The 24,428-nt window shown below is 37.6% G+C and carries 22 protein-coding genes and 1 pseudogene; 2 read left to right on the top strand and 21 right to left on the bottom strand.

Going from position 1 to position 24,428, the window contains the following annotated elements:
- Positions 1-20 precede the first annotated feature (20 nt).
- The 3 genes from rbsD to H9L19_RS07695 all read right to left on the bottom strand — a co-directional run bounded on the left by rbsD (position 21) and on the right by H9L19_RS07695 (position 3,866).
- Positions 21-443, bottom strand: coding sequence for a D-ribose pyranase (rbsD, locus tag H9L19_RS07705; protein WP_187529072.1), 423 nt, complete (start codon positions 441-443; stop codon positions 21-23).
- A 10-nt stretch (positions 444-453) separates the two neighbouring features.
- Positions 454-1,386, bottom strand: a complete 933-nt coding sequence (gene rbsK / locus H9L19_RS07700; RefSeq protein WP_187529071.1) for a ribokinase — start codon at positions 1,384-1,386, stop codon at positions 454-456.
- Positions 1,387-2,093: 707 nt separating this feature from the next.
- On the bottom strand, positions 2,094-3,866 hold the full coding sequence (locus H9L19_RS07695) for an oleate hydratase (RefSeq protein WP_187529070.1): 1,773 nt from the start codon (positions 3,864-3,866) through the stop codon (positions 2,094-2,096).
- 276 nt (positions 3,867-4,142) lie between these two features.
- On the opposite strand from H9L19_RS07695, the gene H9L19_RS07690 reads away from it, so the two are divergent.
- A complete protein-coding gene (locus H9L19_RS07690) occupies positions 4,143-4,850 on the top strand; it encodes an AzlC family ABC transporter permease (RefSeq protein ID WP_187529069.1) in 708 nt (235 codons plus the stop codon).
- Positions 4,837-5,163 (top strand): AzlD domain-containing protein, encoded by a 327-nt coding sequence (locus tag H9L19_RS07685; protein WP_187529068.1) that lies wholly within the window; start codon positions 4,837-4,839, stop codon positions 5,161-5,163. Before H9L19_RS07690 ends, H9L19_RS07685 begins: the two co-directional genes overlap by 14 nt.
- A gap of 156 nt (positions 5,164-5,319) precedes the next feature.
- Here H9L19_RS07685 and H9L19_RS07680 read toward each other — a convergent pair whose 3' ends face one another.
- From H9L19_RS07680 to smc, 18 genes and pseudogenes are all read right to left on the bottom strand, one after another.
- Complete coding sequence (locus H9L19_RS07680) at positions 5,320-7,173, bottom strand: Cna B-type domain-containing protein (protein ID WP_187529067.1); 1,854 nt, start codon at positions 7,171-7,173, stop codon at positions 5,320-5,322.
- Between the two features lie 178 nt (positions 7,174-7,351).
- Positions 7,352-7,792, bottom strand: coding sequence for a GtrA family protein (locus tag H9L19_RS07675; protein WP_187529066.1), 441 nt, complete (start codon positions 7,790-7,792; stop codon positions 7,352-7,354).
- Between the two features lie 185 nt (positions 7,793-7,977).
- Entirely contained in the window at positions 7,978-8,808 is an 831-nt protein-coding gene (locus tag H9L19_RS07670; protein WP_187529065.1) for a Cof-type HAD-IIB family hydrolase, read from the bottom strand.
- Positions 8,809-8,908: 100 nt separating this feature from the next.
- A pseudogene (locus H9L19_RS07665) lies at positions 8,909-9,055 on the bottom strand (pyrroline-5-carboxylate reductase dimerization domain-containing protein); the annotation flags it as partial.
- Between the two features lie 55 nt (positions 9,056-9,110).
- A complete protein-coding gene (locus tag H9L19_RS07660; RefSeq protein WP_187529064.1) occupies positions 9,111-9,953 on the bottom strand; it encodes a C40 family peptidase in 843 nt (280 codons plus the stop codon).
- A gap of 110 nt (positions 9,954-10,063) precedes the next feature.
- Complete coding sequence (locus H9L19_RS07655; RefSeq protein ID WP_187529966.1) at positions 10,064-10,675, bottom strand: sugar O-acetyltransferase; 612 nt, start codon at positions 10,673-10,675, stop codon at positions 10,064-10,066.
- Positions 10,676-10,864: 189 nt separating this feature from the next.
- Positions 10,865-11,794, bottom strand: coding sequence for a glycosyltransferase family 2 protein (locus tag H9L19_RS07650; RefSeq protein ID WP_187529063.1), 930 nt, complete (start codon positions 11,792-11,794; stop codon positions 10,865-10,867).
- A 176-nt stretch (positions 11,795-11,970) separates the two neighbouring features.
- On the bottom strand, positions 11,971-12,120 hold the full coding sequence (locus tag H9L19_RS07645) for a hypothetical protein (RefSeq protein WP_187529062.1): 150 nt from the start codon (positions 12,118-12,120) through the stop codon (positions 11,971-11,973).
- Positions 12,121-12,547: 427 nt separating this feature from the next.
- On the bottom strand, positions 12,548-13,288 hold the full coding sequence (gene trmD / locus H9L19_RS07640) for a tRNA (guanosine(37)-N1)-methyltransferase TrmD (protein WP_187529061.1): 741 nt from the start codon (positions 13,286-13,288) through the stop codon (positions 12,548-12,550).
- Complete coding sequence (gene rimM, locus H9L19_RS07635) at positions 13,278-13,796, bottom strand: ribosome maturation factor RimM (RefSeq protein WP_187529060.1); 519 nt, start codon at positions 13,794-13,796, stop codon at positions 13,278-13,280. Before rimM ends, trmD begins: the two co-directional genes overlap by 11 nt.
- A 23-nt stretch (positions 13,797-13,819) precedes the next feature.
- Positions 13,820-16,054, bottom strand: a complete 2,235-nt coding sequence (locus tag H9L19_RS07630; protein WP_187529059.1) for a YhgE/Pip domain-containing protein — start codon at positions 16,052-16,054, stop codon at positions 13,820-13,822.
- Between the two features lie 230 nt (positions 16,055-16,284).
- Positions 16,285-16,614 (bottom strand): DUF7671 family protein, encoded by a 330-nt coding sequence (locus H9L19_RS07625; protein ID WP_187529058.1) that lies wholly within the window; start codon positions 16,612-16,614, stop codon positions 16,285-16,287.
- Between the two features lie 62 nt (positions 16,615-16,676).
- Positions 16,677-16,949, bottom strand: coding sequence for a 30S ribosomal protein S16 (rpsP, locus tag H9L19_RS07620; RefSeq protein ID WP_187529057.1), 273 nt, complete (start codon positions 16,947-16,949; stop codon positions 16,677-16,679).
- A 127-nt stretch (positions 16,950-17,076) separates the two neighbouring features.
- Complete coding sequence (locus H9L19_RS07615) at positions 17,077-17,685, bottom strand: non-canonical purine NTP pyrophosphatase (protein ID WP_187529056.1); 609 nt, start codon at positions 17,683-17,685, stop codon at positions 17,077-17,079.
- 128 nt (positions 17,686-17,813) lie between these two features.
- Positions 17,814-19,277: a signal recognition particle protein gene (ffh, locus tag H9L19_RS07610; protein ID WP_187529055.1), complete on the bottom strand. Its 1,464-nt coding sequence runs from the start codon at positions 19,275-19,277 to the stop codon at positions 17,814-17,816.
- Between the two features lie 4 nt (positions 19,278-19,281).
- Positions 19,282-19,623 (bottom strand): putative DNA-binding protein, encoded by a 342-nt coding sequence (locus H9L19_RS07605; RefSeq protein WP_187529054.1) that lies wholly within the window; start codon positions 19,621-19,623, stop codon positions 19,282-19,284.
- Positions 19,613-20,851: a signal recognition particle-docking protein FtsY gene (gene ftsY / locus H9L19_RS07600; RefSeq protein ID WP_187529053.1), complete on the bottom strand. Its 1,239-nt coding sequence runs from the start codon at positions 20,849-20,851 to the stop codon at positions 19,613-19,615. Before ftsY ends, H9L19_RS07605 begins: the two co-directional genes overlap by 11 nt.
- Positions 20,852-20,878: 27 nt before the next feature.
- The gene (gene smc / locus H9L19_RS07595; RefSeq protein WP_187529052.1) at positions 20,879-24,421 is read right to left on the bottom strand and encodes a chromosome segregation protein SMC; all 3,543 of its coding nucleotides are present in this window, start codon (positions 24,419-24,421) and stop codon (positions 20,879-20,881) included.
- Positions 24,422-24,428 lie beyond the last annotated feature (7 nt).

The following is a 24,428-nucleotide window of genomic DNA, read 5'->3' as shown; positions in this document are numbered from 1 at the left end:
TATTTATTCCCCTACTATTTCTACTTAATGGCTTCGCCAACAAAGTCAACGTTAGATTCTAAAACAATATTTGAAAATGGTGTAATTTCACCTGTACGAACTGTTGCAATATTATTATCATCGCGGCTCATAGCTTTCAAATCATCGTGATGAACCCATGCAATTTCAACATCAGCATCTAACAATGCTTCAATCGCCTTTAATTGCTCTGGATTTTCAGTTTTAATTTCTTCAGCGAGATAAACTTTTTGTACCTTCATCTCAGATAAAGTGGCTGCCAATACATCAATAAACAATGGCAACCCACGAATAACAGACAAATCGATTTTACGACCATCATCACGAACAGGAAGTCCTGAGTCACCGATCGTCAACCATTGTGTATGTCCGATCTGTGAAATAGCAGCTGATAATTTTGTGTTTAATAAGTTTGTCTTACGCATCTCAATCTCCTTAATGTGCAGCAAGTACTGCTAATACTTCGTCTTCAGTTGGAATACTTGGTTGTGCACCCGCACGTGATACCGTCAATGATGAAGCAGCTGCACCATAGCGCATTGCTTCAGCCAAGTTATCCAAATTAGCGTGCAAACGTGTTGCTGTTGCACCAATAAATGTATCACCCGCAGCTGTTGTATCAACAGCATTGACTTTGAATGCTGGCACAACGCCATGGTCACCTGACTTGTGCATGTAGAATGCACCATGTGATCCAATTGTGATAATCACGGTTTGGATACCACGTTCAAAATAGTACGCCGCATTTGCCAACATTGATGCCTCATCGCTCACTTCAATTCCAGTCAAGAGGAATGTTTCGTGCTCATTTGGCGCAATAATATCAGTCACTGCTAATAATTCGGCAGGCAATCCACCATGCTCAGGCATTGGCGCAGGATTCAAAATCGTTTTAACCCCGTTCTCACGAGCAATCTTAAACGCTTCAATGACTGTTTCAACAGGTGTTTCCAATTGTGCAATCACAAATTCAGATTCAATAATGGCGGCTGCACTTGCTTGTACATCAGCAGTTGTCATGTCAGCGTTTGCCCCACCGTAAATATGAATAATATTGTCGCCTGTCTCTGCTGAAACAGTGATGTAGGCTTGGCCTGTCTCTTCCGTCTTTGAACGTAAAACATACTCAGTGTTCAAATGCTCTACGTTCATATTCTTGGCCATGTCAAATTCCATACCAACTTTGGTGATCATATTTGTTTGAACCCCAGAGCGTGCAACTGCAACTCCTTGATTCAAACCTTTTCCACCCATTGCATCAACCATGTGGTTTGGTGTATGCAATGTTTCACCACTAGTTGCAAAGCGAGGAACGCTAACAACCTTATCGATATTTGTTGACCCTAGAACAGTAATGATGTGTGCCATAATATTTTCCTTTACAAATAAATTAATTTTTTCACTAACCGTTAAATAAAATGATGCTTTAAAAAACGAACTTTATCAGTATATGATGTCAATTTTTATTTGTAAATTGTTTACATGCAAATTAAGAAAGCCTTTTCATGCTTGTTACACGTGCAGTTGCTGCACATATTCGACGTTTTATTATCGAATTCTCATTTCTCTCGTTTTAAACTCACAAAAATGATTTTGTATCAATTAACAGCGTATTGCTTCTATATGTGATTTTATTAACAATAATCTCTAAACGTTGACATTCTGCTATTTTCAATCATAGCTCTCAGATCGCATCGCCACTAACTTCGCGCAATTATTAGTCAATCAATGTAAATTTTTTTCTATACATATTTATAAATATTAGAATATATAAAATTTTATCATTTATAACTTATATTCATGCTTTAAGCACCGTTTAAATAGCTGTTAAAACGTTTTAAAAACATTAAAATAAACAAATTTAGTAAAACTTTAGTAAAACGTTTTATCAGTTGTTAAATTAGGATTTACCAAGATTAACTCTCAATAGCACTTTTTAATTCTAATTCGGTTTTCAATTATGTATCTCATAATGCAATTCGATATATATCAAAAAAAGCAGTCATGTGGTAGCACGTTGAAAGTTAGAATAACCTTCCCGTGATATCACAAAACTACTCATGTTATTACACTGTTTACATCAGACTCGCTTCTTTTAGAAGTTCCTCAATCCAAGTCCCTTTGATTTTCTTGGTACCAATTTTTTGAATTAATTTTGGAATCGGTAAATCAATTTCATTTAATGGTTTTTGATCGTTTAAATAATAAACTGATCGCAATAATTCACGAATATCATAAATCGAATTAAATACTTCTGGTACACCTCGTTCAACATCTAACAAAGTATAGACCGCCTCCATTGCTGTTCGCACAGAATATTCAGTTGTGAAGACTGTGTCCCGTGATGGCGATTCCGCAAAGTTACCGATAAATGCTAAATTAGTTGATCCTTCAGGCACAACTGCTGGTCGATCACCAGCAACTCGAGGCATAAAGTAACTCGTAATAAATGGCATGTAGACAGGCACCGTATTTATCGATTTTTGCTCAGACAGTGCTTTGATTTTTGCTTCTGGTACACCAAGATGATACAACAATTCCTGTGTGATTTCCTCACCTGTGCAATCAACAATTGCTTTTTTGACATAGTTTCCAGGTGTATCTGAATACAGCCCATAAATCCAAACCGTAATATCTTGATCTGATTGTGCTTTAAAATGAGGCTGACGATGAATGGCGAAGCTCAGTAGCCAATTTGAATCGGTCACGGTAATAATTCCACCAGTATTCACCTTATGATCATGCAAATCGCGCTTTGTTAAGCGTTCAAAATACGCATCAACTTCAGGATTCTTAATGGTTGCAGTCGCTGAGACAAACCAACTCTTCTCCGGTAGATTGTCATAAAAGACTTCTGGATGGCCGAATTCATTCGATTGTGCAGCCAAATTCTTCCACAATTGCCAACTACCACCTAACTCGTTTGTCGCTGGTGCTGGTGTATCGTGATCACCGTAAGTTGAACTCTCTGTAATGGATCCGTTTGTCACAAATACCAGATCGTTGCCTGATAGCTCAATGGCTTGCGACTCCCCAGAAACGTCAAGTAAGATGCGTTTGGCTTGTTTATGTCCAGCTTGTATTTTAACTTCGACATTAGTCACTGTTGTTGCATATTGAAAATCAACTTGATGGTCAACGAGATATTTAATAAGTGGTTTAACCATTGATTCATATTGATTATACTTATTGAACTTCAGTGCCGAAAAATTTGGTAGCCCATCAATATGATGAATAAAACGCATTGCATAGCGCCGCATTTCTGCAGCTGAATGCCATTTTTCAAATGCGAACATGGTTGACCAGTAAAGCCAGAAGTTACTCGTAAAGAATTGATCAGAAAAGTAATTTTCAATCGTTTGTGCCCCTAGTGCAGACTCCGGTGTCATGATCAATTTGATAATCTCACTCGATTGTTTATCCAAGCCATATTCGCCGTCGTTGGGTAAACGGTTACCACGTTGATAAATTAAACGACAATTTGAACTGTTGGGGTCATCTTTATCTAACCAATAGAACTCATCAAGATAACTGGCTCCTGGTATTTCAATTGACGGAATTGAACGGTACAAATCCCATAAACATTCAAAATGATTCTCCATTTCTCTACCACCACGGGTGACAAATCCTGCATCTGGTCGATTAACGCCATCCAATGATCCACCAGCTAGTGGCAATTCTTCAAAAATATGAATTTTTTCACCAGCCATATGACCATCTCGAATTAAAAATACCGCTGCAGCGAGACCAGCTAAACCAGAACCCACAATGTACGCAGATTTATCCCCAATATTTCTTGGTGCACGTGGATGTGCAAAGGCTTCAAAATTACCATTACTATAATACATATCGATCCCCTTTCGACGTTGGTGAAAATCAGCTACAAAATGCAAACGCTTTCACATATTTTATTATACGCCTTTATCAATGTCATAATCGAATATATTCACATATAAAACGAGGTTTTTTTATTGTTTTAAAATTTCATATGAATTTAAATTGACAAAACAATGTGATATCCGTAGCATTACATTCTAGAAACATACTTGATGTCTATCGTTGTTCTATGCGGCCCCAACCGGGCCACTTATCATTCTTTCATTATTTAGTAGGTATTTTATATTATGAATCATAAACTAGATGCCAAAACAGCATTCTTTGATACTTTACCAACAGTTTTTGGTTACATCGGCATTGGGATTGCCTTTGGTATTGTTGGTAAAGCAGCCGGACTATCACCATTTCTAGTCTTATTATCCTCATTAATTACGTATGCTGGCTCTGCCCAGTTTATTTTAGTCAGTATGTTGGCAGTAAATAGTCCCATATTAAGCATCATTTTTGCCGTTTTTCTGGTTAATTCACGTTTTATATTGATGGGGTTGACAATTGCACCCTATTTTAAAATGGAATCCACACACAGAAACTTTATTCTCGGTCTATTGCTAACCGATGAAAGTTTTGCTTTAGGGATGAACAAACTGAACTATACCGATAACAAATTAAGTTTTGCCTGGCTCAATACTGCAAACATCATGGCTTACATCGTTTGGGCCCTTGCAACATTAGGTGGCGCTTTACTCGGTACTTTAGTTACTAATCCACAGCAACTTGGTCTAGATTTCGCACTCATTGCTATGTTTATTGGTCTCTTATATTTACAACTCATCAGTGACAAATCAATTCATTTCAACTTACAGTTAATTGTGATTGCCGTTGTCTTTATCCTAACTTTTATCGGTCTCATTTTCATTCCTAGTAACTTATTGATTTTAATCGTGACCCTAGTGGGTTGCGGAATAGGAGTAACCATTAAGCATGCCTTCTTTTAATTTTATTTTGCTGACCATCGTTGGATGCGGTATCGCAACTGGTACTTCACGCGTCCTGCCATTCTTACTATTAAAACGATTATCACTCTCGCCACAAGTATTAGAATTTCTAAGTTTCGTACCTTTAGTAATTATGTCTGTCTTGTGGTTTGAAAACCTATTTACCCAACATTTAGGCCACGTGCCAGAACCAAATTTGGAAAATATGTTAGCTTCACTGCCAACAGTTATCAGTGCTATTATTTCAAAAAGCCTGTTAATCGTAGTTATCGTTGGCATTATCTCATTAGCCATCATCCGATTGTTGAGTTAATTCTTAATAAAAGAGCACGCCCGTTTACTACGGGCGTGCTCTTTTTATCGATTTTTTATTCAAGACTTTTCATTAATATCTGACATAACTACAATGCCACATATTAGCCGAAGTTTATCGACCTATTGATCGATTTGAAATACCTTTTTCATAAGGTCAGCGCCTTTGTTTCATAATCAACATACCATAAATGATACATGAACCAAGCAATACGATAGACATGAACCGCCCTGATTGAATACCCGTTCTAGGCAATTCATTACCTTGGTAGTTTGTTTGTTGCAAGTCATTGATTAATGGTGATATGCCAGTGGTTGAATCGCAAGATGCTTCTGGTTGGATTGGATCAACGTCTTTTTCTCTCAATGAATCAATCATCAATGTATTAATAAAATCATTCCCTAACTGTGTTGTCCGATAATGTGGTACTGGTTCTTCTTGTACCCGATACTGATAAATGTGCCCGTTCATATCATATTGATCTAAATTATTAAAACGATATTGCCAATTATCAATCTGACCAATTGACTTGGTATCAACTTTTTTCCCATTTCGATATAAATCAATCAAAACCGATTGGGGCCGTAAGCCATTCTCATCATCATTGTCGCGCCAAGTTTTTGTGCCTGAGATTGATGTTTGACCCATTAATATATTTTGAAAATCGTTGCCATTTTTAACCGAACGATAGTGTTCAACTGGTTCCTCGACAACCGTATAATGATATTCAATGTTGTTATCATTATATTTTTTGAGATTATTAAAATGATATTGCCAGTTTTCACTTTGACTAGTAGTCGTTGTGGCAATTTGTCGATTATCTTGATACAAATTGAATGTAACATTTTCTGGTCGCAAGCCTACAGCATTATCATTATCCGCCCAACTTTTAACACCATTGATTGCAATTCTCTTTTTGCCTTCGATATCACCATCTACATTTGCATTTTTAACGATACAATTCGATTCACGTCCGCTAACTGCAGGTTGATTATATTCCCGATACCAGATTTGACTATTATTCTTAAATTCTGGTTGGTCAAAGTAATCAATATCTGTTAGATACATAATGTTAAAAGTGCTGCACATGACCAAAGATGCCGGAAGAACAACCACAATTTTTTGCGCTTGCTCGTCAATTGAAATACCAGCACCTGGATATGCAGTCCGGAACTTCGTTAATGCGTCTTTACCCACGAAATGAGCTGTTCTGGCCCCTGTGATTTGAATATCAAAACTATCCTTTTTCAACGTTTGCCCCGGTTGAATTTGGTCAACTAGATAAACTTGATCACTGACATAATGCTTTTGATTATTAACATTTAAAAACCAACGAACATGTTTCGTATCATCGGGTTGCATATCACCAGATTTAAAATAAAATGGACCAGAGGTGCCAGAAGCAGGCTTATCAACAGTGACTTGGCTCACTTGATTACCACCCTTAATGGTAAAAATACCAGTATTTTTATCACAAGTGTTTGTAACATTTCTGCCACGAATATCAAATTCAATCCAGCCAGTGACATTATCCAAGCCATTGATCTCATCATTAAAAGTCACTGTCGCCTGATTATCTGTCACATTGACTTGCCCTAAGATACGACCATCTACTGTTAAGTCCATTGTTTTTAGATAACCCTGACCGTAGATATTACCCACATTTGGCCAAGAAATTGTCATCGTATCGTGACCGTTAATTTTCCCAATTCTATCGCTAAACCTTACACGAACGGTTGTTTTTTGCCCATCACTTACCAGACTTTGTGTCAACGAAATGTCTGAAATCCGGTCACTGACGTCAACCGCAGATTGTGCACCCGTGCTTGTTAAAGACTCAGTCTGGGCCAAGTAGTCTGTTAATCCAGCAGTATTTGTTGTTAATTTTGTTTGCTGCTGTACTTGCCCAGATTTTCCACTATTCGCAACAATGTTCATTGGTGCAACTAAAAAACTACTCAGCACAACAAAAAAAGCTAAGCAAATACTTAGTTTATAATTAAATTTCATTCAATACTCCCCAAAATGATCAGACAAATCTCTGATATATTATATTCTGTTTTTTGTCTACAATTGTGCTTCTAACGTTCCCAATAGTTTATGCAAACAAAAAATGCCTTAATAATTATACTATAATTACCAAGGCATTACATTATAAATCATTACAGAACACACATAATATCAATAATTAATCTGAACTACTATCATGTTCAATCCGTTCCTTTGCACGAAAAATGATGAATTTACTCAAAAAATAATTGCTAACAATCACAAAAACATTTTGAATAATATTCCAGACAAAGTCATTTTGGTGTAATAGGCTAACACCAAAGAACATAATCGCCCATCCGATAATACCGGTCACCACTCGCGCAATATAAAATTGAATAATCTCTTTCACTAAATTTTGGAACCCTACTACTTTTGAGTGAAAAACCCACACTCGATTAGTCAGGTAAGCAAAAAAGACTGCCCAAAACCATGCGACCCAATAGGATACTTGATATGGTGTGTTCATCGCATGTAAAACGCCATAAACAATAATGTTGACGACTGTCGTTGCAACCCCAAAAACTAAATATAAAATTTGGCTTTGATACCGATTGAACATATTAACTAAAAATTTCATGTCACGTCCTTCTATCTTTGTTAAAAAAATTTTCTTTAGGATGATCATCCCACGAAAAATACGAATAATGACTATATAATTGTGTACTTATTTCTTCCACATTTAAATATACAGTATAATTCCTTTTCATGTTTCTTAAGTAGTCGGCATGAACGTGACACAAGGTATCTAGCTTTTACAGACTTTTACTTCAATTCCAATTTATTAATAATTGTATCCAACACACCATCATCGTTATTCGAAGCGCTTGCTTTTGGAAAGCGTTCTAACAAATAAGCATCTCCATTCGGCATTGCATGAGGAAACTCAGCTAGTTGCATCATTTCTAAATCATTTAATCCATCGCCGAATACCATTAACTGGCTTGCATTCAATGCGTAATGATTTAACAACAATTGTAAGCCATTTGCTTTGTTCGCTCCGCCTAACATAATATCAATTGAGCCATGACCAGAAGTCGTCACATGTAAGTCATCCCCAAATTCCTGATTGATTTTTTCAATCAACTCAGGCACTTGCTTTGTCATCAAACTAAAAGTCACTTTAATAATCTGTTCCGTTGCAGGAATGTTTTCAAGTGCTGCAATATAAGTTAAATTCGGGTAATACCATGCCGTCTCAGCTTGTAAGTGTCCAATATCTCGATCATCTTCCAACATATAGGTCTGACTTAATCCATTAAATATTAAGCCCTGTTCCCATTGAAATTGTTGTTGTTTCAAAAAATTTGTCAGTTGCGTTAATTGGGCTTGCTTTAATGCTGCTAATCCAATTTGCGTTTGGTTCTGCGTCACAACTTGAGCCCCATTATTCACAACATAATCGAAGCGGCCTTTAAATCTTGAAAAGAACGCATCAACTTTTGGTTTGTCATTGCCAGTCGCGATAACAAAGCGTTGCTGTTGATTAGCCAGTTGTTCTAATACCCAATCAAATTTATCGAAATTAACATGACGCTCATCATCAAAAAAAGTGCCATCTAAATCCGTTGCAATCAATTTAATATCATTAATCAATGTACTTTACCCCTCATTCGTTTTGAATACTATTGATTATATTTAAAAACGTCCAATATGTAAACGTTTACACATTGGACGTCAAAAAATTCAAACTTGATTAATCTTTAGCCATTAGATCATAATCTTTTTTAATCGTCGCATCAATACCTTTAATCATAGTTGAAATAAATCGCTCATCTTCTAATGCAAATAATCCTGCTACCGTTGTCCCACCTGGTGATGACACACGATCAATTAACGTCCATTATATCAAACCAACCAATAAAAGCTCGTTCCAGTTTTGTCACGAGCTTTTATTGCTATTCGTTAATTTCTCGACGAACCGTTCCCGGTTCAAATAATCCTGCCCAAGTGAGTGTCGTCGAAGTTTTAAGATTAATGACATCGTTCAAACGACTGATAGCGACCCCGTTTGTTGCATTAGCATCGTGTAAAATAAAGCCACCACCTAAATATATTGCGACATGTTGTCGATCAACATCATATTCATCGGGTGTAACTAATAAATCACCGCGTTGTTTCTCGTTCCATGTCACGCCCTCACCAGTTTGTGCCAATAACGATGTTGAGGCAGCATACTGATAAACCAAAGGCTGTCCCGCTTTTCGATAAAACCATGCGACAAAGGATGAACAATCAAATTCATTTTTTGCAATGGAATCAGAAGTGCGCCCGCCACCATAATGGTACTCACTCTTGCCGATTAGTTGGCTACCTTTTTTTATCACAGATTCAATCGTGCTATTTTGTGAGACAAGTTGTGCACTTACCTTCTGATAGGCCAATTGTTCATCTTCAACCCCGTTTTTTTTGAAATAATAATAATAACCATCAATCGACTGTAACCCAAATTGCATCTTGCCAGTTTTTGGATCAAAATAATATTGTTTCTTATTTAAGGTTTGCAACCCATATATTTTTTGCTTGGTTTTAACATTAATCAAATAACGTGATCCTTGAATTACTTGAATTTTCACCTTATTCCCATCTAATGTGAAATATTGTAAATTGGGTTGCGCGTCTACCTCATGCGTCTTCAGCCAAAAAGCACCACCAACTATGAGCACAATTGTCACAGTGACACGAATAATCCAACGATTAATGTGTCTTTTCCGATGTTTGCTTAACCGTGATGCCTGCATATCACTCTCTCCGCCTCAAATCCTTATTTGTCAGGTTACATTTCAACAATGTAATATACTTTAACAAAGCAAACTTTACCTAACCTAAAATAAGTCTTTCTGATTCAAAATTACGCTGGTAAGGTTTTGATCTGACGAGCTGGATTTCCTGCAATCATGACATTATCACCAAAACTTTTCGTGACGACACTTCCAGCGCCAACAACCACATTATTTCCCAATGTCACGCCCGGCAAAATAATAACTGCTCCCCCAAACCAACAATCATCACCAATTGTGATCGGTGCGTCATACTGCCAACCGTCACGCCGAAGTAACTTATCAAACGGATGATGATTCGGTGTATACAACGCACAATTAGGCCCAATGAAGCAATGTGCGCCAATCGTTACTTGGCCTGCACTCAATATTTGTAACCCAGCATTAATAAACGTGTGTGCCCCAATTTTCAAACGTTTCGGATACTCAATCGTTCGAACTGGAAAATATACCTCGGCTGATTCAGATAAATCAGGCACTAACGTCTGCAATGCAGTCGTTGCTAAATCAAAATCTTGATTAGCTAACACATTTATCTTTTGAATTGCTTGCGCACTAGCCTTAACGGTTGCTTGTAATGTCGGTTCTTTTGCATACTGATACCAATCACCATCCAATAGTTTTGCCTGAATGTCTTTTTTCTGTAATCGTGTGCATTCTTTTTCATCTAATACCCGAGCCATCATTCATTCTCCCTTTTGAGATTTATACATATAATTATGGCATGATTATAACACGAATCGTATTTATACGTATATATAACGTGTTTCAAACTTCACAATCTGTAAAAAAGCTTGAACCAGAATTAGTCTAGCTCAAGTCTTTAGATAATTATTCAGTACATTTCTTAATTTTAATTACTGGTAAATATATCATTCGCTGTCTTTTATAAGATACAACGGTCGTTTTTTCACCTCTAGATAGATTTTTGAAATGTACTGTCCCACAATCCCCAAACTTAATAATTGAACGCCACCAAGACCAAGCATGATAACCACCATGGATGGCCAACCAAATGCTGATGTATTAGGCACCACTATTGCCCTGATAAAGACGAATATAGCACCAATCACTGATAACAAAAAAGTAACTAGTCCCAAAATCGAAACAATGACCAAAGGGGTTTGAGAAAATGCAACGATACCATCAATGGAGTATTTAAAGAGATTCAAAAATTGCCACGAAGTCTTTCCAGCAACACGTGCCTTATTTTCATAAGCAATGTACTTTTGTTTGAAGCCAACCCATGTAAATATTCCCTTAGAAAAACGATTGTATTCATTCATTGACAAAATAGCGTTAACAACTTGGCGCGTCATGACACGATAATCTCTTGCGCCCTCGACTATATGATTATCTGATGTATGATTAACTATTTTATAAAACAATTCACTAAACCAAGCTCGAATCTTCGGCTCACCATTTCTAGTTTTTCGCCGAGTCCCGACAACATCCCATTCTCCAGATATAACACCCGCCAACATGTCTGGTAACAACGCAGGTGGATCTTGTAAATCAACATCCATAACTGCCACATAGTCTCCAGTCGCGTATTGAAGTCCACAGAATAGTGCTGCTTCCTTACCAAAATTTCTTGAAAATGAAACATAATGTACGTCACTATCTGTTGACTGTAATGACTTAATTGCCAAAATTGTGTCATCTGTAGACCCATCATCAATGAACCAATATTCAAATTCAATATCGGATAGTTGTTCGCTTTGAATTTGAGTCACAGCTGAGTAAAATAATGGGATTGATTCTTGCTCATTTAATACTGGAATAATAATTGATAATTTCACTGCCTCTGCCTACCTTATTTATGAAAACACTAATACTAGTAACATCAATAGATTAAAAAATCGTGGTAATCAAAATGATATTTCCAATTTTTACAACTTTAAGGTCATCTACCACAATAATCATTCGATTTTCATCTATTAACACAACAACGGCATCTGTCTTGAATATCAAAACTTTAAACTGACAATTGATTATTGGCTTTACTGACTTGACCATTAACGTAAACATTATATTTACCATTATAGCTCAAAACAGCTATAAGAATAGTTGTAACCTTATTAATAACGCGAAATTGATACGTAGTTGAATGATAATTCGTGCTCATCGACTTATACCGCATATTCATATCTACCTGATGATTATAAACAGAATTTATAATTCAAATTCCTTTTTCTGGTCACTTTAAAAAATAATCAATGACATTAACAAAGTTGAAAATCATTACGCCTTTTTTAATCTCAAAATCCGATTTATTTACGCTTTCGATCTCAATTAGTACAAAATAATTTCTAGGATTCTTAATAACATGTGAGTTGAATTTTGACTTGATTTAATATCAAAATAATTAGTATTATAAAAAGGAAATATAATAACTTATTCTCAATTGCCGTTGTATCACTGAATGTTTTGAGGTTGATTCCAAAAAAAATTAGCAATTAGTATCAAATAACGAATGTTATTTCAAAATACACACACAATTGAATACTCAGCACTATTGAAAAAAGGGCGATTTGAAATCACCCTTTTTCTTACTATTCATTTAGTTGACTTTCTGCCTTAATTTCATTCAAAAGTTTCTGTTCTTCAGCTGATAATTGATAATTCTCCAATAAATCAGGTCGGCGTTCATATGTGCGACGTAATGATTCCTTTAACCGCCATGATTTTATATGAGCATGATGCCCGCTCAATAAAACGTCTGGCACTTTCATGCCCCGAAATTCAGCTGGACGCGTATATTGCGGATATTCCAGTAGTCCGGTTGAAAATGAATCGTCAACAGCAGACATCTTATCTCCTAATGCTTCGTCCAGTAGCCGAACAGTGGCATCAATCACCACCATTGCCCCTAATTCACCACCAGTTAAGACAAAATCTCCCAACGAAATTTCATCTGTCACCAATGATCGAATACGTTCATCATAGCCTTCATAATGACCAGCAATGAATGTTAAATGCGATTCTTGGGCCAATTCTTCTGCCACATGTTGGTCAAATTTTCGACCAGCTGGATCCAAAAGAATCACCCGCCCACGATCGCCAGCGGTGGCTTCAACATGTGCCATCGCATCAAAGATTGGTTGTGGCATTAACAGCATTCCCTGTCCACCACCATAGATAACATCATCAACGTTGTGATGTTTGTTCGTTGTAAAATCACGAAAATCAATCACATTAAAGTCAACCAGGCCACGTTCAATAACTTTCCCCATAATTGACTCGCGCATTGGAGCAAACATTTTTGGAAAGATACTTAATACATCAATTCTCATCTACTTGCCACTCTTCCAATACATTAACATAGGCAACACCCTGATTTAAATCAATTTCAGTCACTACTTGTTCAATAAAGGGTAGTAATAAGTCTTTATCATCTTCACGTTGAATCACCCAAACATCATTGGCCGGTAGTTGCAAAATCTCTTTTACTTTTCCTAACGTCTGACCACTATCATTATCTTTGACTGAAAGCCCGACAATTTCATGGTAAAAATATTCATCATCAGCAAGTTCCTGTAGGTCTTCGCCATCAATTGAGAGGCTTGTCCCCTTAAATTTTTCAATCAAATTAATATTTTGATAATCAACAAAACTCAATAGAATAAATTGTTTATGCTTACGAACGGTTGCTATTTCGACTTTCACAGCTGGTGTTGTATCAATAAACAATACCTGTCCTTTAACAAAACGTGACTCTGGAAAGTCCGTCGTGGCAATCACGCGAACTTCCCCTTTTATTCCATGTGTATTTACAATATCGCCTACTTTATATCGGGCCATAGATAACCTTCTCCTCGATTAAATTACTCACCCGTTACATCGCTCAAACGTCGCATCTGCTTAACATGTGATAGATAGAATAAGACCATCAATGCTAAGGCAACAAGCGTGACACAGATCATTACTATTATATCAGGTAATGCTGAATCACCGATCATCATTGTTTCACGCATTGCATTGATTGAATAGGTCATTGGCAAATATGGATGAATCGCTTCAAAGAAATGATTTGATAATTGAATTGGATAAGTTCCGGCCGATCCACTCAGTTGGAGCACCAAGGCGACCATTGCTAAGAACGCACCAACCTTTCCAAACCAAACATATAACATGCTGACGATTGCCCCACTCATGACTGATGTTAGAACAATAACACCCCATGTTTGTCCAACATAAATTGGGTCTAACTTCAAAATCAGTAATGATAATCCGTAAAGAATTGAACCCGCCAAAACAGAAAATACCAGCATCAAACCAACTTTAGTATTAATCCAGTGCCAAACATTTTTAATCTTAGCTCTTGGTGTGACAAGATCCATCATGAGATTAAAGGCTAACATACCAACGAACAAACCAACTGAGAACATATAAGGTGCCATTCCAGTACCATTGTTTGGTACATGATCCCGTTCAACATGTTTACCATCAACAGCCGATGTGAATTGGTCGATATTCTTCTTACCTGTTGGTAAGAGCTTTAATTGCTTAATACTGGCTTTTAATTTATCAGCTAATGTCTGATTTCCATCGTGAACTTGATCCAATGCTGGTCCGATTTGTTTAGCACCAGTACTCAATTGATTAACACCGTCATTGGCGGTCATTAAGCCAGCTTGTAGCTGTTGTGCTCCACCATTCAAAGCTGAGCTATTTGCATTCAATGTGCTTAGACCACTGTTAAGTTGGTTAGCCCCAACTGCCAATTGATTAATTGCACCTGGAATCTGCGCTAATTGATTCATTTCACTGTTGACTTGATTCAAATCCGTATTTTGAATGATTGGTAAGACATTCAGCATCAATGAGATACTATCCTCAACTAATGTTAATTTTTGTTTAACGTCAGCCATTGCTTTTTGTAGCTCAGGATCATCATATGCTTGGTCAACTGTGTCTTGTAACTTCTTAATCTGATCATCAGACAAACCCGCTTTTTTACCCTCGGTTGCAATCTGTTGCTTAATAGTATCGCGACTATTTTCAATTTGCGTTTGAATCTTAATTAATTCAGCACTTAGTGTGTCAATATCTTTTAACACTTGTTCAATTTTTTCGATTTCTTGATTGAGATCAGTGCCCGCTGGTAAATCTTGTTTGACTTTATCAATACCATCCGTTATCGTCTTAAGACTTGATTGAATTTTACTTAACTGCGTTTCAACATCAGACGATTTCATGGCTTGATTTAATTGGTTTAATCCATCAGCCAATTGCTGTGACCCACTATTAGCTTGACTAACGCCATTGGTATATGTTGCTAGTCCAGATGATAGTGTTGAAGAACCGCTTTGTAACTGACTAGTCCCATTTCCCAGTGTTGCCAGCCCATTAGTCAACTGATCAGTCCCAGCCTTAATTTTTGTCGTGCCATCAGCTAACTGTTGATTTGCTGATGCCGCTTGACTCAGTGCCGGTGTCATCTTTTTTACTTGTTTGATGATTGTTTTTGTATAGCTCTTAAGCACTTCACTAGCAACAGTGTTTTTAATCTTTTCTGCGCCGCTAGAAGTCAATTTACCAGCGATAAAACTGTGTCCAGATGACGTTTCATAGACCAAATCCAACTTCTTAGGTGACCTATCTGTAATAGTTGTCACATTTTCAGAAAAATCTTTTGGTATTGTGACAACCATATAGTATTTGCCGCTTTTTAGCCCACTTGCGGCCTTTTTAGCCGTTGGGAATTTAAAATCCATTGCCTTTGACTTTTTCAACTGTGCTGCCAAATCCGCACCAACCGTTAAATCTTGTCCTTGATAATTAATTTCATGGTCTTGATTGACAATTGCTACTGGTAAATCGTTTAGCTTACCGTACGGATCCCATAAGGACGTTAAAAACGTCACTGCATAAATTGATGGTACAAACAATAAGACTACCGCAACAACCATTAAAAATGGGTGCGCCTTAAAATATTTCCATTCTCCTTTTAACATTGATTCCCTCGCTTTTTTGTTTAAATCGTCCAAGCCATCGTTAAAATCATTTTGAATGCTTGATGATAGAATGACGTTTTCCCCACTCTCTGTCTTCATCATGCAAACTACTGGACCATTATTATGTAAACGTTATTTGATTATAAATAATGATAATAAATGTATTCTTAATATAGCATCGTAAGATTTACTGTGTAAGTACATAATATAACAAATTTTCATGACGATTTTCAAGTCATGCTTGACTTTTTTCGGATTATTTCGTGAATTAACCATTTAAGTTCAACATACTCATTCAATATTTTATTTAATCGCCAATCTGATGTCACTAATTATGAATTTGATATTAAATCATTATACGCTGACAATATTGAATCGTACACTTTTTCATCAACACTATTTTGTAAGAAACGTCCCATGGTTGCAAACTGATGACGATCATTAAAGCCCAAGTCTTTAACTATAACCAACATGACTGTTAATTGATTCTCGGTTAAAAACAATTGCCCTGGTTTTCCTAGTTTACCTTTAGTATGTTTTCCAACTCGCCAACTATGAAAATCAGCTAATGATAGTGTGGATTTCTCAGGAACAAACTGACCATTACTATTTTGTTGCATGACAACGCCAATTAGTTGTGCTGTCGGATACTTTTTTGACATGTTACCCTCAATTTATTTCGACTTACGTAATAAAAAAGCACCCAGTCATGGATGCTTTTTTATTACTTTGAGAACTTTGCTTCGTGGAACTTCTTCATGATACCAGCATTTGATAACAAGTTCTTAACTGTATCAGATGGTTGCGCACCATTGTTTAACCAAGCAACAATTGATTCTTCATTTAATTTAACTTCAGCTGGCTCAACCAATGGGTTGTAAGTACCAACTGTTTCAATGAATCGACCATCACGTGGTGAACGTGAATCTGCAACAACAACACGATAAAATGGGCGCTTCTTTGATCCCATACGCTTCAAGCGAATTTTAACAGCCATATTTAATTTCCTCCAGTATTTTTCTACTCTTAATATATTAACAGACAAATTTGCTGGTGTAAAGTGTTTTTCCTTTACACATTAAAATTAATGATTCTAACTTAGATAAAATCCATTATTTCAAGGCCTATGACTTAGGCCATTCAGTATGATTAACTAAATATTGATGTAATTTTATCACTGCTCGACCACGATGAGAATAATGGATTCGCTCCGCAATAGACATTTCAGCTAACGTCAAGCCATTTTCCGCCATGACAATGGCATCCAATCCGGATTCATTCCCCCTAGGCGCCATTGCTAAAGATTCACCACCAGTCGTTGTAATTTCAACATAATCATTCTGTGGCGTGATTAATGTAAAATAGGCAGCTAAATATGCCTTGCGAGACGTACCTGGCAACAGTTGTGCTAACACATAGCGATTAATCTCGCTATCAGTCTTCAACTGCTGTGATTTAAACTCGCGCATCGTTGTCACACCAAAATGATCTGGAATTGCCGGAACAAAGAGCGCCGAATCATCAGCTAAAACAAATTCGTCTGGAAGCAATTGATGAATGGCACTTGATTTTTGAGCAGCATTCACCTTCATGTTATCTGTGGTTTCCACCGGAAATTCAATCCTCGCATGTAAGTCACGATAATTAACCGCCGTTATTTTAAATAATTGCAAATACTGAAGGATTTCTTTCGTTTTATGCGTATTATTTGATGCAATTACTACTCGTGTCATCTGATTGACCTCTCCATTTTAACGTTATTTATAGACGATATGCCTTTAAATAAGCGTAGCTTTCAAATGTCAAAAGAACTCAAGTTGTTAACAAACCGTGCATGATAGGCCATTCAAAATTTGCTAAATTAGCGGCGTTTCTTCTTATTTTTTTGAATTTGACGTGCCATCCGCTTCATTGCCATATTCTGCATCTTTTGACCAAGTCCTTTACCACCCATTGAAGGCATACCAGGCATTCCACCACCCTGCAAAGCACCCATCATCTGTTCCATTTGAGCTGTATTACCATTCATCGCTTTACTCATCATAGTCTTCATTTCGTTAAATTGCTTTAACATGCGATTAACCTCGACGATTGGCCGTCCAGCACCTGCCGCTAAACGACGACGACGTGAGGGGTTAATGATTTCAGGTTGTTCACGCTCTTGTGGTGTCATCGACATGACAATCGCTTTAATATGATCGATTTGTTTAGGATCCATTTGAGCTTGCATAGCCGCTACTTGTGGATTGTTTGCCATACCAGGCAGCATTTTCATAATTGATTCAATGCCACCCATATTACTAACTTGTTCCATTTGGTCAATAAAGTCATTGAAATCGAATGTATTTTGACGCATCTTTTCTGCCTGTGCAGCAGCTTTTTCTTCATCAACGTCTTTTTGTGCTCGCTCGATCAACGTCAGCAAATCACCCATGCCAAGAATACGTGAAGCCATACGATCTGGATAGAACGTATCCAAATCAGTCATCTTTTCACCTTGTCCAACAAATTTGATTGGTTTTTGGGTCACAGCTCGAATTGACAAAGCTGCTCCACCACGAGTATCACCATCAAGTTTTGTTAGGACCACACCAGTAATACCGAGTCGATTATTAAACCCTTCGGCTGTCTCTGTAGCGTTTTGTCCAGTCATTGCATCTACAACCAATAATATTTCATTTGGTTCTGCAATATCTTTGATATCTGCCAACTCTTGCATTAATGCTTCATCGATTTGTAACCGTCCAGCCGCATCAATAAAGACATAATCCGCTTTGATTTCATTTGCTCTAATTAGCCCTTGTCTAACAATTTCTCGTGGATCAGCATCAGTTCCCATTGAAAACACAGGGACATCAATTTGCTGTCCCAATGTCTCTAATTGATCAATGGCCGCTGGACGATAAATATCAGCTGCGATCATTAATGGCCGAGCGTTTTTTTCATTTTTGAGTTTTAATGCTAATTTTCCTGCAGTGGTCGTTTTTCCAGCACCTTGCAGTCCAACCATCATAATAACCGTCGGAATTTTAGGTGATTGGTTCAACGGAACATCCTGTTCCCCCATCATTTTTGTCAATTCGTCATTCACAATTTTAACAATTTGTTGGGCGGGATTTAACCCTTCGAGAACTTTTTCACCAGCCGCTTTTTCACGAACATCGCGTACAAAGTCTTTCACAACCCCAAAATTGACGTCCGCTTCCAATAATGCCATTCGGATTTCGCGCATCGTATCTCGTAAATCCGATTCAGAGACCTTTCCCTTACGTCGCAAGCCACTGAGTGCAGATTGAAGACGTTCTGTTAATCCTTCAAAAGCCATAATTTTACTCCTCTTCTATTGTTACTAACTGCTCAATCATCGATTGTAATTGTAGATCGGTCGGGTATTTTTCTTGTGTATACGCTGCGATTTTTTCAGCAATCACTTGACGTCGTTGGTAGTCTGAAAATAATTGTAATTTTGCTTCATAGTCTTCAAGTAATTGTGTACTACGTTTTAAATTATCATACACAGCCTGGCGTGAAACAGCAAACGTCTCAGCAATTTCACCAAGTGAATAATCATCAGCATAATAAAGCGTTAAATAATCATTTTGCTTATCGGTCAATAACGTGCGGTAGAAATCAAAAAGAATGTTTAACCGCGTACTTTTTTCAATCTCCATCTCGTATCTCCAATAGCTGACCAAACAGGCTCTTTGCAAAATCATTTGCAACAAACGGCTGTAAATCATTCACTTGCTCACCCAAACCAATCCACTTAACTGGTAAATGTAATTCATTACGGATTGGTAATATAATGCCACCTTTGGCCGTACCATCTAACTTAGTTAGTACAATACCGGTAACATCAGTTGAGTCTTTAAACAATTTCGCTTGTTGAAGTGCATTTTGTCCAGTTGTTGCATCCAAAACTAATAGCACTTCTGCTGGTTGTTCAGGTAATTCACGACTAATAATGCGCTTCATTTTTTCCAATTCTTGCATCAAATTAACATTATTTTGTAAGCGGCCTGCGGTATCAACAAACAAGATATCGGCCTGTTGATCAATTGCCGCACGAACACCATCATATACGACTGAAGCCGGATCTGAATTTGGTGCGCCCGCAACGACTTCAACACCATCGCGTTCTCCCCAAACCTGCAATTGTTGCGTAGCACCTGCTCGGAATGTATCCCCAGCCGCAAGGAGCACTTTTTTACCTTCACCTTTATAACGCGCTGCCAGCTTACCGATTGTTGTGGTTTTTCCAACGCCATTCACACCAACAAACAAAATAACAGTTGGTCCATTTTGCGCAAAATGCATAGCCGTATCTTCGTTGATGCCCTGTGCTTCGTAATGGTTCACTAATTTTTCTAAAATGACTTCTGATACTGCTTGTTTACTCTTTGCATTTTGTAATTTAACCTCATCACGCAATTCATCTGTTAATTGCAATGCGGTTGCTGCCCCAACGTCTGCTTTAATTAAAGTCTCTTCTAGATCATCAAAAAAGTCTTCATCGACACTTCGAAAATTGGCAATGAAATGCTGCCAACGTGATGCCCAAGACTTTTTAGTTTCATCTAGTCCTGAGTCTAATTGCGATTGGCTTTCTGTTTCTGTTTCTGTTTCTGTTTCTGTTTCTGTTTCTGTTTCTGTTTCTGTTTCTGTTTCTGTTTCTGTTTCTGTTTCTGTTTCTGAGTAAGTATGACTGATTTCTGCTTCTACGCCAACTGTAATATCATTTTGAGGTTTATCAATTTCTTCTGATTGAACAGTCGGTACCGTTTGTGCTGGATATAATGTTTCCACAGTAATCGATGCATGATTTTGACGTTGATTTCGCGCTGTTTCAATCGCATCATCCACTGAGAAAGCTTTCCTAATTGAATCAAATAATCCCATGTTATCCACTCACTTTCTATCCAATTTCTAACTATCAATGGTTTCCAAATTCACAGAAACCATCGTTGAAATACCAGGTTCCTGCATTGTAACACCATACAATACATCTGCATGATTCATCGTCCCTTTACGGTGGGTAATGACAATAAATTGTGTTCGTTCGTTTACTTCATGCAAGTATTCGGCAAAACGATCAACATTAGCTTCATCCAAGGCAGCTTCTGTCTCATCCAACACAGCAAAAGGTACTGGTCGTACTTCTAAAATGGCAAATAACAAACTGATTGCCGTCAGTGCTTTTTCTCCACCTGATAACAAACTCATTTGTTGGAATTTTTTTCCTGGTGGCTGGGCCTTGATATCAACACCTGTCGTCAATAAATGCTCTGGGTCTGTTAATTCTAGGACTGCTTTCCCACCACCAAACATCTTTTCAAAAATATAGGTGAAGTGCTCAGCAATTGCATCAAATGTTGTCTTAAAGCGTGTTATAACTTCTTGATCCATTTCTGACATTGTCGTCTGTAAATTATTCTGCGCATCTAACAAATCGGCCTGTTGTTGATTAAGGAAATCATAACGTGTTTTTACTTCTTGATACTCATCAATGGCACCAATATTGACTGTTCCAATATCGTTCAAGGTTAGTTTCAACAGTTTAAGCTGTGTTTTCAAGTCAGTCGTATCAATTGTTTGCATCGTTTGTTTTGAGTCATCATAAGTTGTTTCATATGTCTGAAGTAACAAACTCTCATTTTGTTTAATTTTTTGTGCCAATTCAGCCTGACGTGCTTTAACATCAGATAACGCCTGTAAATTCTTTGTTTGTGAATCTTGTACCAGTTGTAAATTAGCTTCTGCAATCTCAATAGATTGTACGACTTTCGTCAATTCGGTTCCTTTTTCGGCAACCGTTTCTTTTACTTGCGCTAAGTCTGTTTCCAATTTGTCGAGACTAATACTGATTTCAGATTGTCGATCGGTCTGATTGCTATCAAGTGCAGCCAACTGTTCATGCAAACTTTCAGCTAACGACGTTTCTGCTTGAATTCGTTCATTAATATCGTCTAAACGAACGCGAGCATTATCTCTTCCGGCTTGAACCGTTGCTAATTTAATTTGTAATGCCGTAGCTGATTGCTCAGCTGCAACAACCTTAGTTTGTAAATCAGTGCGTTGTTGCGTTAATTCATCCAGTTGGGTTTGTAACCGATGAACTGCTTGATCATGCATTTGGATTTGCTGACGATTCTCCGTCACTCGAGTCGCGTGGTCAATTGTTCCATCACTGGATTGTTTAATTTCAAACTGCATGGCCTCAAAGTCTCGAGACATTTGATTTGCCACATTCTGTGCGAGATGTAATTCACCGGCAGCTGCCTGTACTTGTTCATTGCACGCGGTCGCTGCTTGTTGTAAAGCTTGAAAATTTTGGGTTACTTCCTGTAACTGTTGTTCTAGCTGACGCGTTTGTGCCTCATACGTTGTTGTTGTTTGAGAAAGCTGTTTCAACTCAAGCGTTAACTGATCAATCTCCGTTTGTTGTGCCAAAAGCCCATTACCCGTTTGCCGATTAGCGCCACCAACCATCGAACCACCCGCATTAATGACTTGGCCATCTAGTGTAATCACTCGTACGCGATGTTGAAGACGATTAGCAAGCATTTGAGCATGATCTAAATTGCCAACAATCAACGTTGTCCCTAACAGATTTTGGATAATAGCGCGTTGTGTACTTGCTACTGTCACCAAATCGGCTGCAACACCAATAAAGCCTGCTTGATTTTGCGCCAACTGTATCTGTTGCGCAGATAGATGCCGTGATTGAATCGTCGAAACTGGCAAAAATGTCACGCGCCCCAATCTTTGACGTGTCAAATATTGAATGGCGTTTTTCGCAGTTTGTTCATTATCAACTACCACACTCTGCAATGCGCCGCCTAAAGCCGTTTCAATCGCTAATGCATTACTTGCATCTAGTTGAATCAATTCGGCCACAACGCCTTGAATGCCGGTGAATTGGTTTTTAGCACGCATCAAATTTTTCACGCCTTGAAAGTAACCATCATAACTTTGCGATAATCTTTGTAACGACTGCAAGCGTGATGTCGCCCGTTCTTGCTTTTCTAACGCGTCAAACCAATTTTTACGGGCTATTTTTTGATCGTGCTCAAGTTTTTGTCCCGCTACCTTAGCCTTTTCAATCTCATTTTTCTGAATCGTATATTGTTGACTTAATGTTTGATAACGCGTTTCTTTTTCACTAATTGAAGTTGCCTGTGCTGCATTTTTGGCCTTTAAATCGGATAATTTCAGATTTAATCGTTCCAAATTAGCATCATTTTGCTGATTAGATTTAGTTAAATAAGTCTGTTCATTTTTGGCCGAAGTTAAGGCTTGCATAGCGTCCACGAGTTTATTCCGAACTTCTGAAATAACTGCCTCATGTTCTTCTAATACCTGTCGATCAGCGTGCTCCGTTGTCGTTTCAAGCGTTGCTTGCGCAGTATGAACGTTTGCATCTTCTTTTTCAAATTCAATTTGTCTTTGTTTTTGATTATTTTGTAATTCTGTTAGTATCTGCTGGACCTGTTCCAGACGCATTTTTAAATCACGTCCAGACTGTGTTCGATTAGCCATTCGCTCAGCTTCAAGTCGCTTCTCACCGGTTAATTGTTCAACCTTTTGAGTCAGTGTGACAATCTGCGCCTGATACTTATCTCTCAATGTCTCAAGAGCTATTCTTTGCACTTTCAATTCTGATAATGCGTGGTTTTGTGTCTCTAACTGCTGCTTGCCATTTGAATTTTGTTGCTCTAATTCAAGTAGTTGTTTTGCAATCTTGGTCTGATCTAAAAACAAATCATCTAATTCAATGACCAATCGTGCCTGATCTAATTGGTCAAATTTTTCTTTAGTGGTTAAGTAGTCTGATGCTCTTGATGCTTGTTGCGCTAGCGGTTCAATCCGGTTCTCTAGTTCAAATAATATATCTTGGACACGATGTAAATTATCGACTGTCTCTTGTAGTTCCTTTTCGGCCTGTTCTTTATTCTGCTTATATTTATAGACACCCGCCACATCCTCAATAATCGAACGTCGCTCAATTGGCTTAGCAGAAAAAATACTTTCTACTCGGCCCTGAGAAATAATCGAGAAACTCTCACGTCCAAGTCCTGAATCCATAAATAACTCATGTACGTCACGTAAGCGTACTGTCTGACCATTAATTTGATACTTAGATTCACCCGAACGGTAAAGCGTTCGCGTAATTCTAATTTCAGAATATTCAGAATTTAAATAATGGTCGGTATTGTCGAATGTGATTGAGACTTCTGCCCGGTTCAATGGTGCTCGTGTATTTGTACCACCAAAAATAACATCTGCCATTTTGTCACCACGTAACCCTTTAGCAGATGTCTCGCCCATCACCCAACGAATCGATTCGATAATATTTGATTTACCCGAACCATTTGGTCCGACAACACCAGTTATTCCTGGCATGAATTCAATTTTTGTGCGATTAGCAAATGATTTAAATCCACTAATCTCAAGTGTCTTAAGCTTCATTCTAAAT

The organism is Weissella diestrammenae (assembly GCF_014397255.1).
In the GTDB taxonomy this organism is placed as follows: Bacteria; Bacillota; Bacilli; order Lactobacillales; family Lactobacillaceae; genus Weissella; species Weissella diestrammenae.
Note: the sequence above shows the minus strand (reverse complement) of the source record. Positions and strands in the feature narration are given on the sequence as shown.

What these genes read in the sequence shown, in the direction of transcription:
- rbsD (WP_187529072.1), bottom strand. Translation starts at nt 443, where the DNA reads ATGCGTAAGACAAACTTATTAAACACAAAATTATCAGCTGCTATTTCA.
- rbsK (WP_187529071.1), bottom strand. Translation starts at nt 1,386, where the DNA reads ATGGCACACATCATTACTGTTCTAGGGTCAACAAATATCGATAAGGTT.
- H9L19_RS07695 (WP_187529070.1), bottom strand. Translation starts at nt 3,866, where the DNA reads ATGTATTATAGTAATGGTAATTTTGAAGCCTTTGCACATCCACGTGCA.
- H9L19_RS07690 (WP_187529069.1), top strand. Translation starts at nt 4,143, where the DNA reads ATGAATCATAAACTAGATGCCAAAACAGCATTCTTTGATACTTTACCA.
- H9L19_RS07685 (WP_187529068.1), top strand. Translation starts at nt 4,837, where the DNA reads ATGCCTTCTTTTAATTTTATTTTGCTGACCATCGTTGGATGCGGTATC.
- H9L19_RS07680 (WP_187529067.1), bottom strand. Translation starts at nt 7,173, where the DNA reads ATGAAATTTAATTATAAACTAAGTATTTGCTTAGCTTTTTTTGTTGTG.
- H9L19_RS07675 (WP_187529066.1), bottom strand. Translation starts at nt 7,792, where the DNA reads ATGAAATTTTTAGTTAATATGTTCAATCGGTATCAAAGCCAAATTTTA.
- H9L19_RS07660 (WP_187529064.1), bottom strand. Translation starts at nt 9,953, where the DNA reads ATGCAGGCATCACGGTTAAGCAAACATCGGAAAAGACACATTAATCGT.
- H9L19_RS07655 (WP_187529966.1), bottom strand. Translation starts at nt 10,675, where the DNA reads ATGGCTCGGGTATTAGATGAAAAAGAATGCACACGATTACAGAAAAAA.
- H9L19_RS07645 (WP_187529062.1), bottom strand. Translation starts at nt 12,120, where the DNA reads ATGAGCACGAATTATCATTCAACTACGTATCAATTTCGCGTTATTAAT.
- trmD (WP_187529061.1), bottom strand. Translation starts at nt 13,288, where the DNA reads ATGAGAATTGATGTATTAAGTATCTTTCCAAAAATGTTTGCTCCAATG.
- rimM (WP_187529060.1), bottom strand. Translation starts at nt 13,796, where the DNA reads ATGGCCCGATATAAAGTAGGCGATATTGTAAATACACATGGAATAAAA.
- H9L19_RS07630 (WP_187529059.1), bottom strand. Translation starts at nt 16,054, where the DNA reads ATGATGAAGACAGAGAGTGGGGAAAACGTCATTCTATCATCAAGCATT.
- H9L19_RS07625 (WP_187529058.1), bottom strand. Translation starts at nt 16,614, where the DNA reads ATGTCAAAAAAGTATCCGACAGCACAACTAATTGGCGTTGTCATGCAA.
- rpsP (WP_187529057.1), bottom strand. Translation starts at nt 16,949, where the DNA reads ATGGCTGTTAAAATTCGCTTGAAGCGTATGGGATCAAAGAAGCGCCCA.
- H9L19_RS07615 (WP_187529056.1), bottom strand. Translation starts at nt 17,685, where the DNA reads ATGACACGAGTAGTAATTGCATCAAATAATACGCATAAAACGAAAGAA.
- ffh (WP_187529055.1), bottom strand. Translation starts at nt 19,277, where the DNA reads ATGGCTTTTGAAGGATTAACAGAACGTCTTCAATCTGCACTCAGTGGC.
- H9L19_RS07605 (WP_187529054.1), bottom strand. Translation starts at nt 19,623, where the DNA reads ATGGAGATTGAAAAAAGTACGCGGTTAAACATTCTTTTTGATTTCTAC.
- ftsY (WP_187529053.1), bottom strand. Translation starts at nt 20,851, where the DNA reads ATGGGATTATTTGATTCAATTAGGAAAGCTTTCTCAGTGGATGATGCG.
- smc (WP_187529052.1), bottom strand. Translation starts at nt 24,421, where the DNA reads ATGAAGCTTAAGACACTTGAGATTAGTGGATTTAAATCATTTGCTAAT.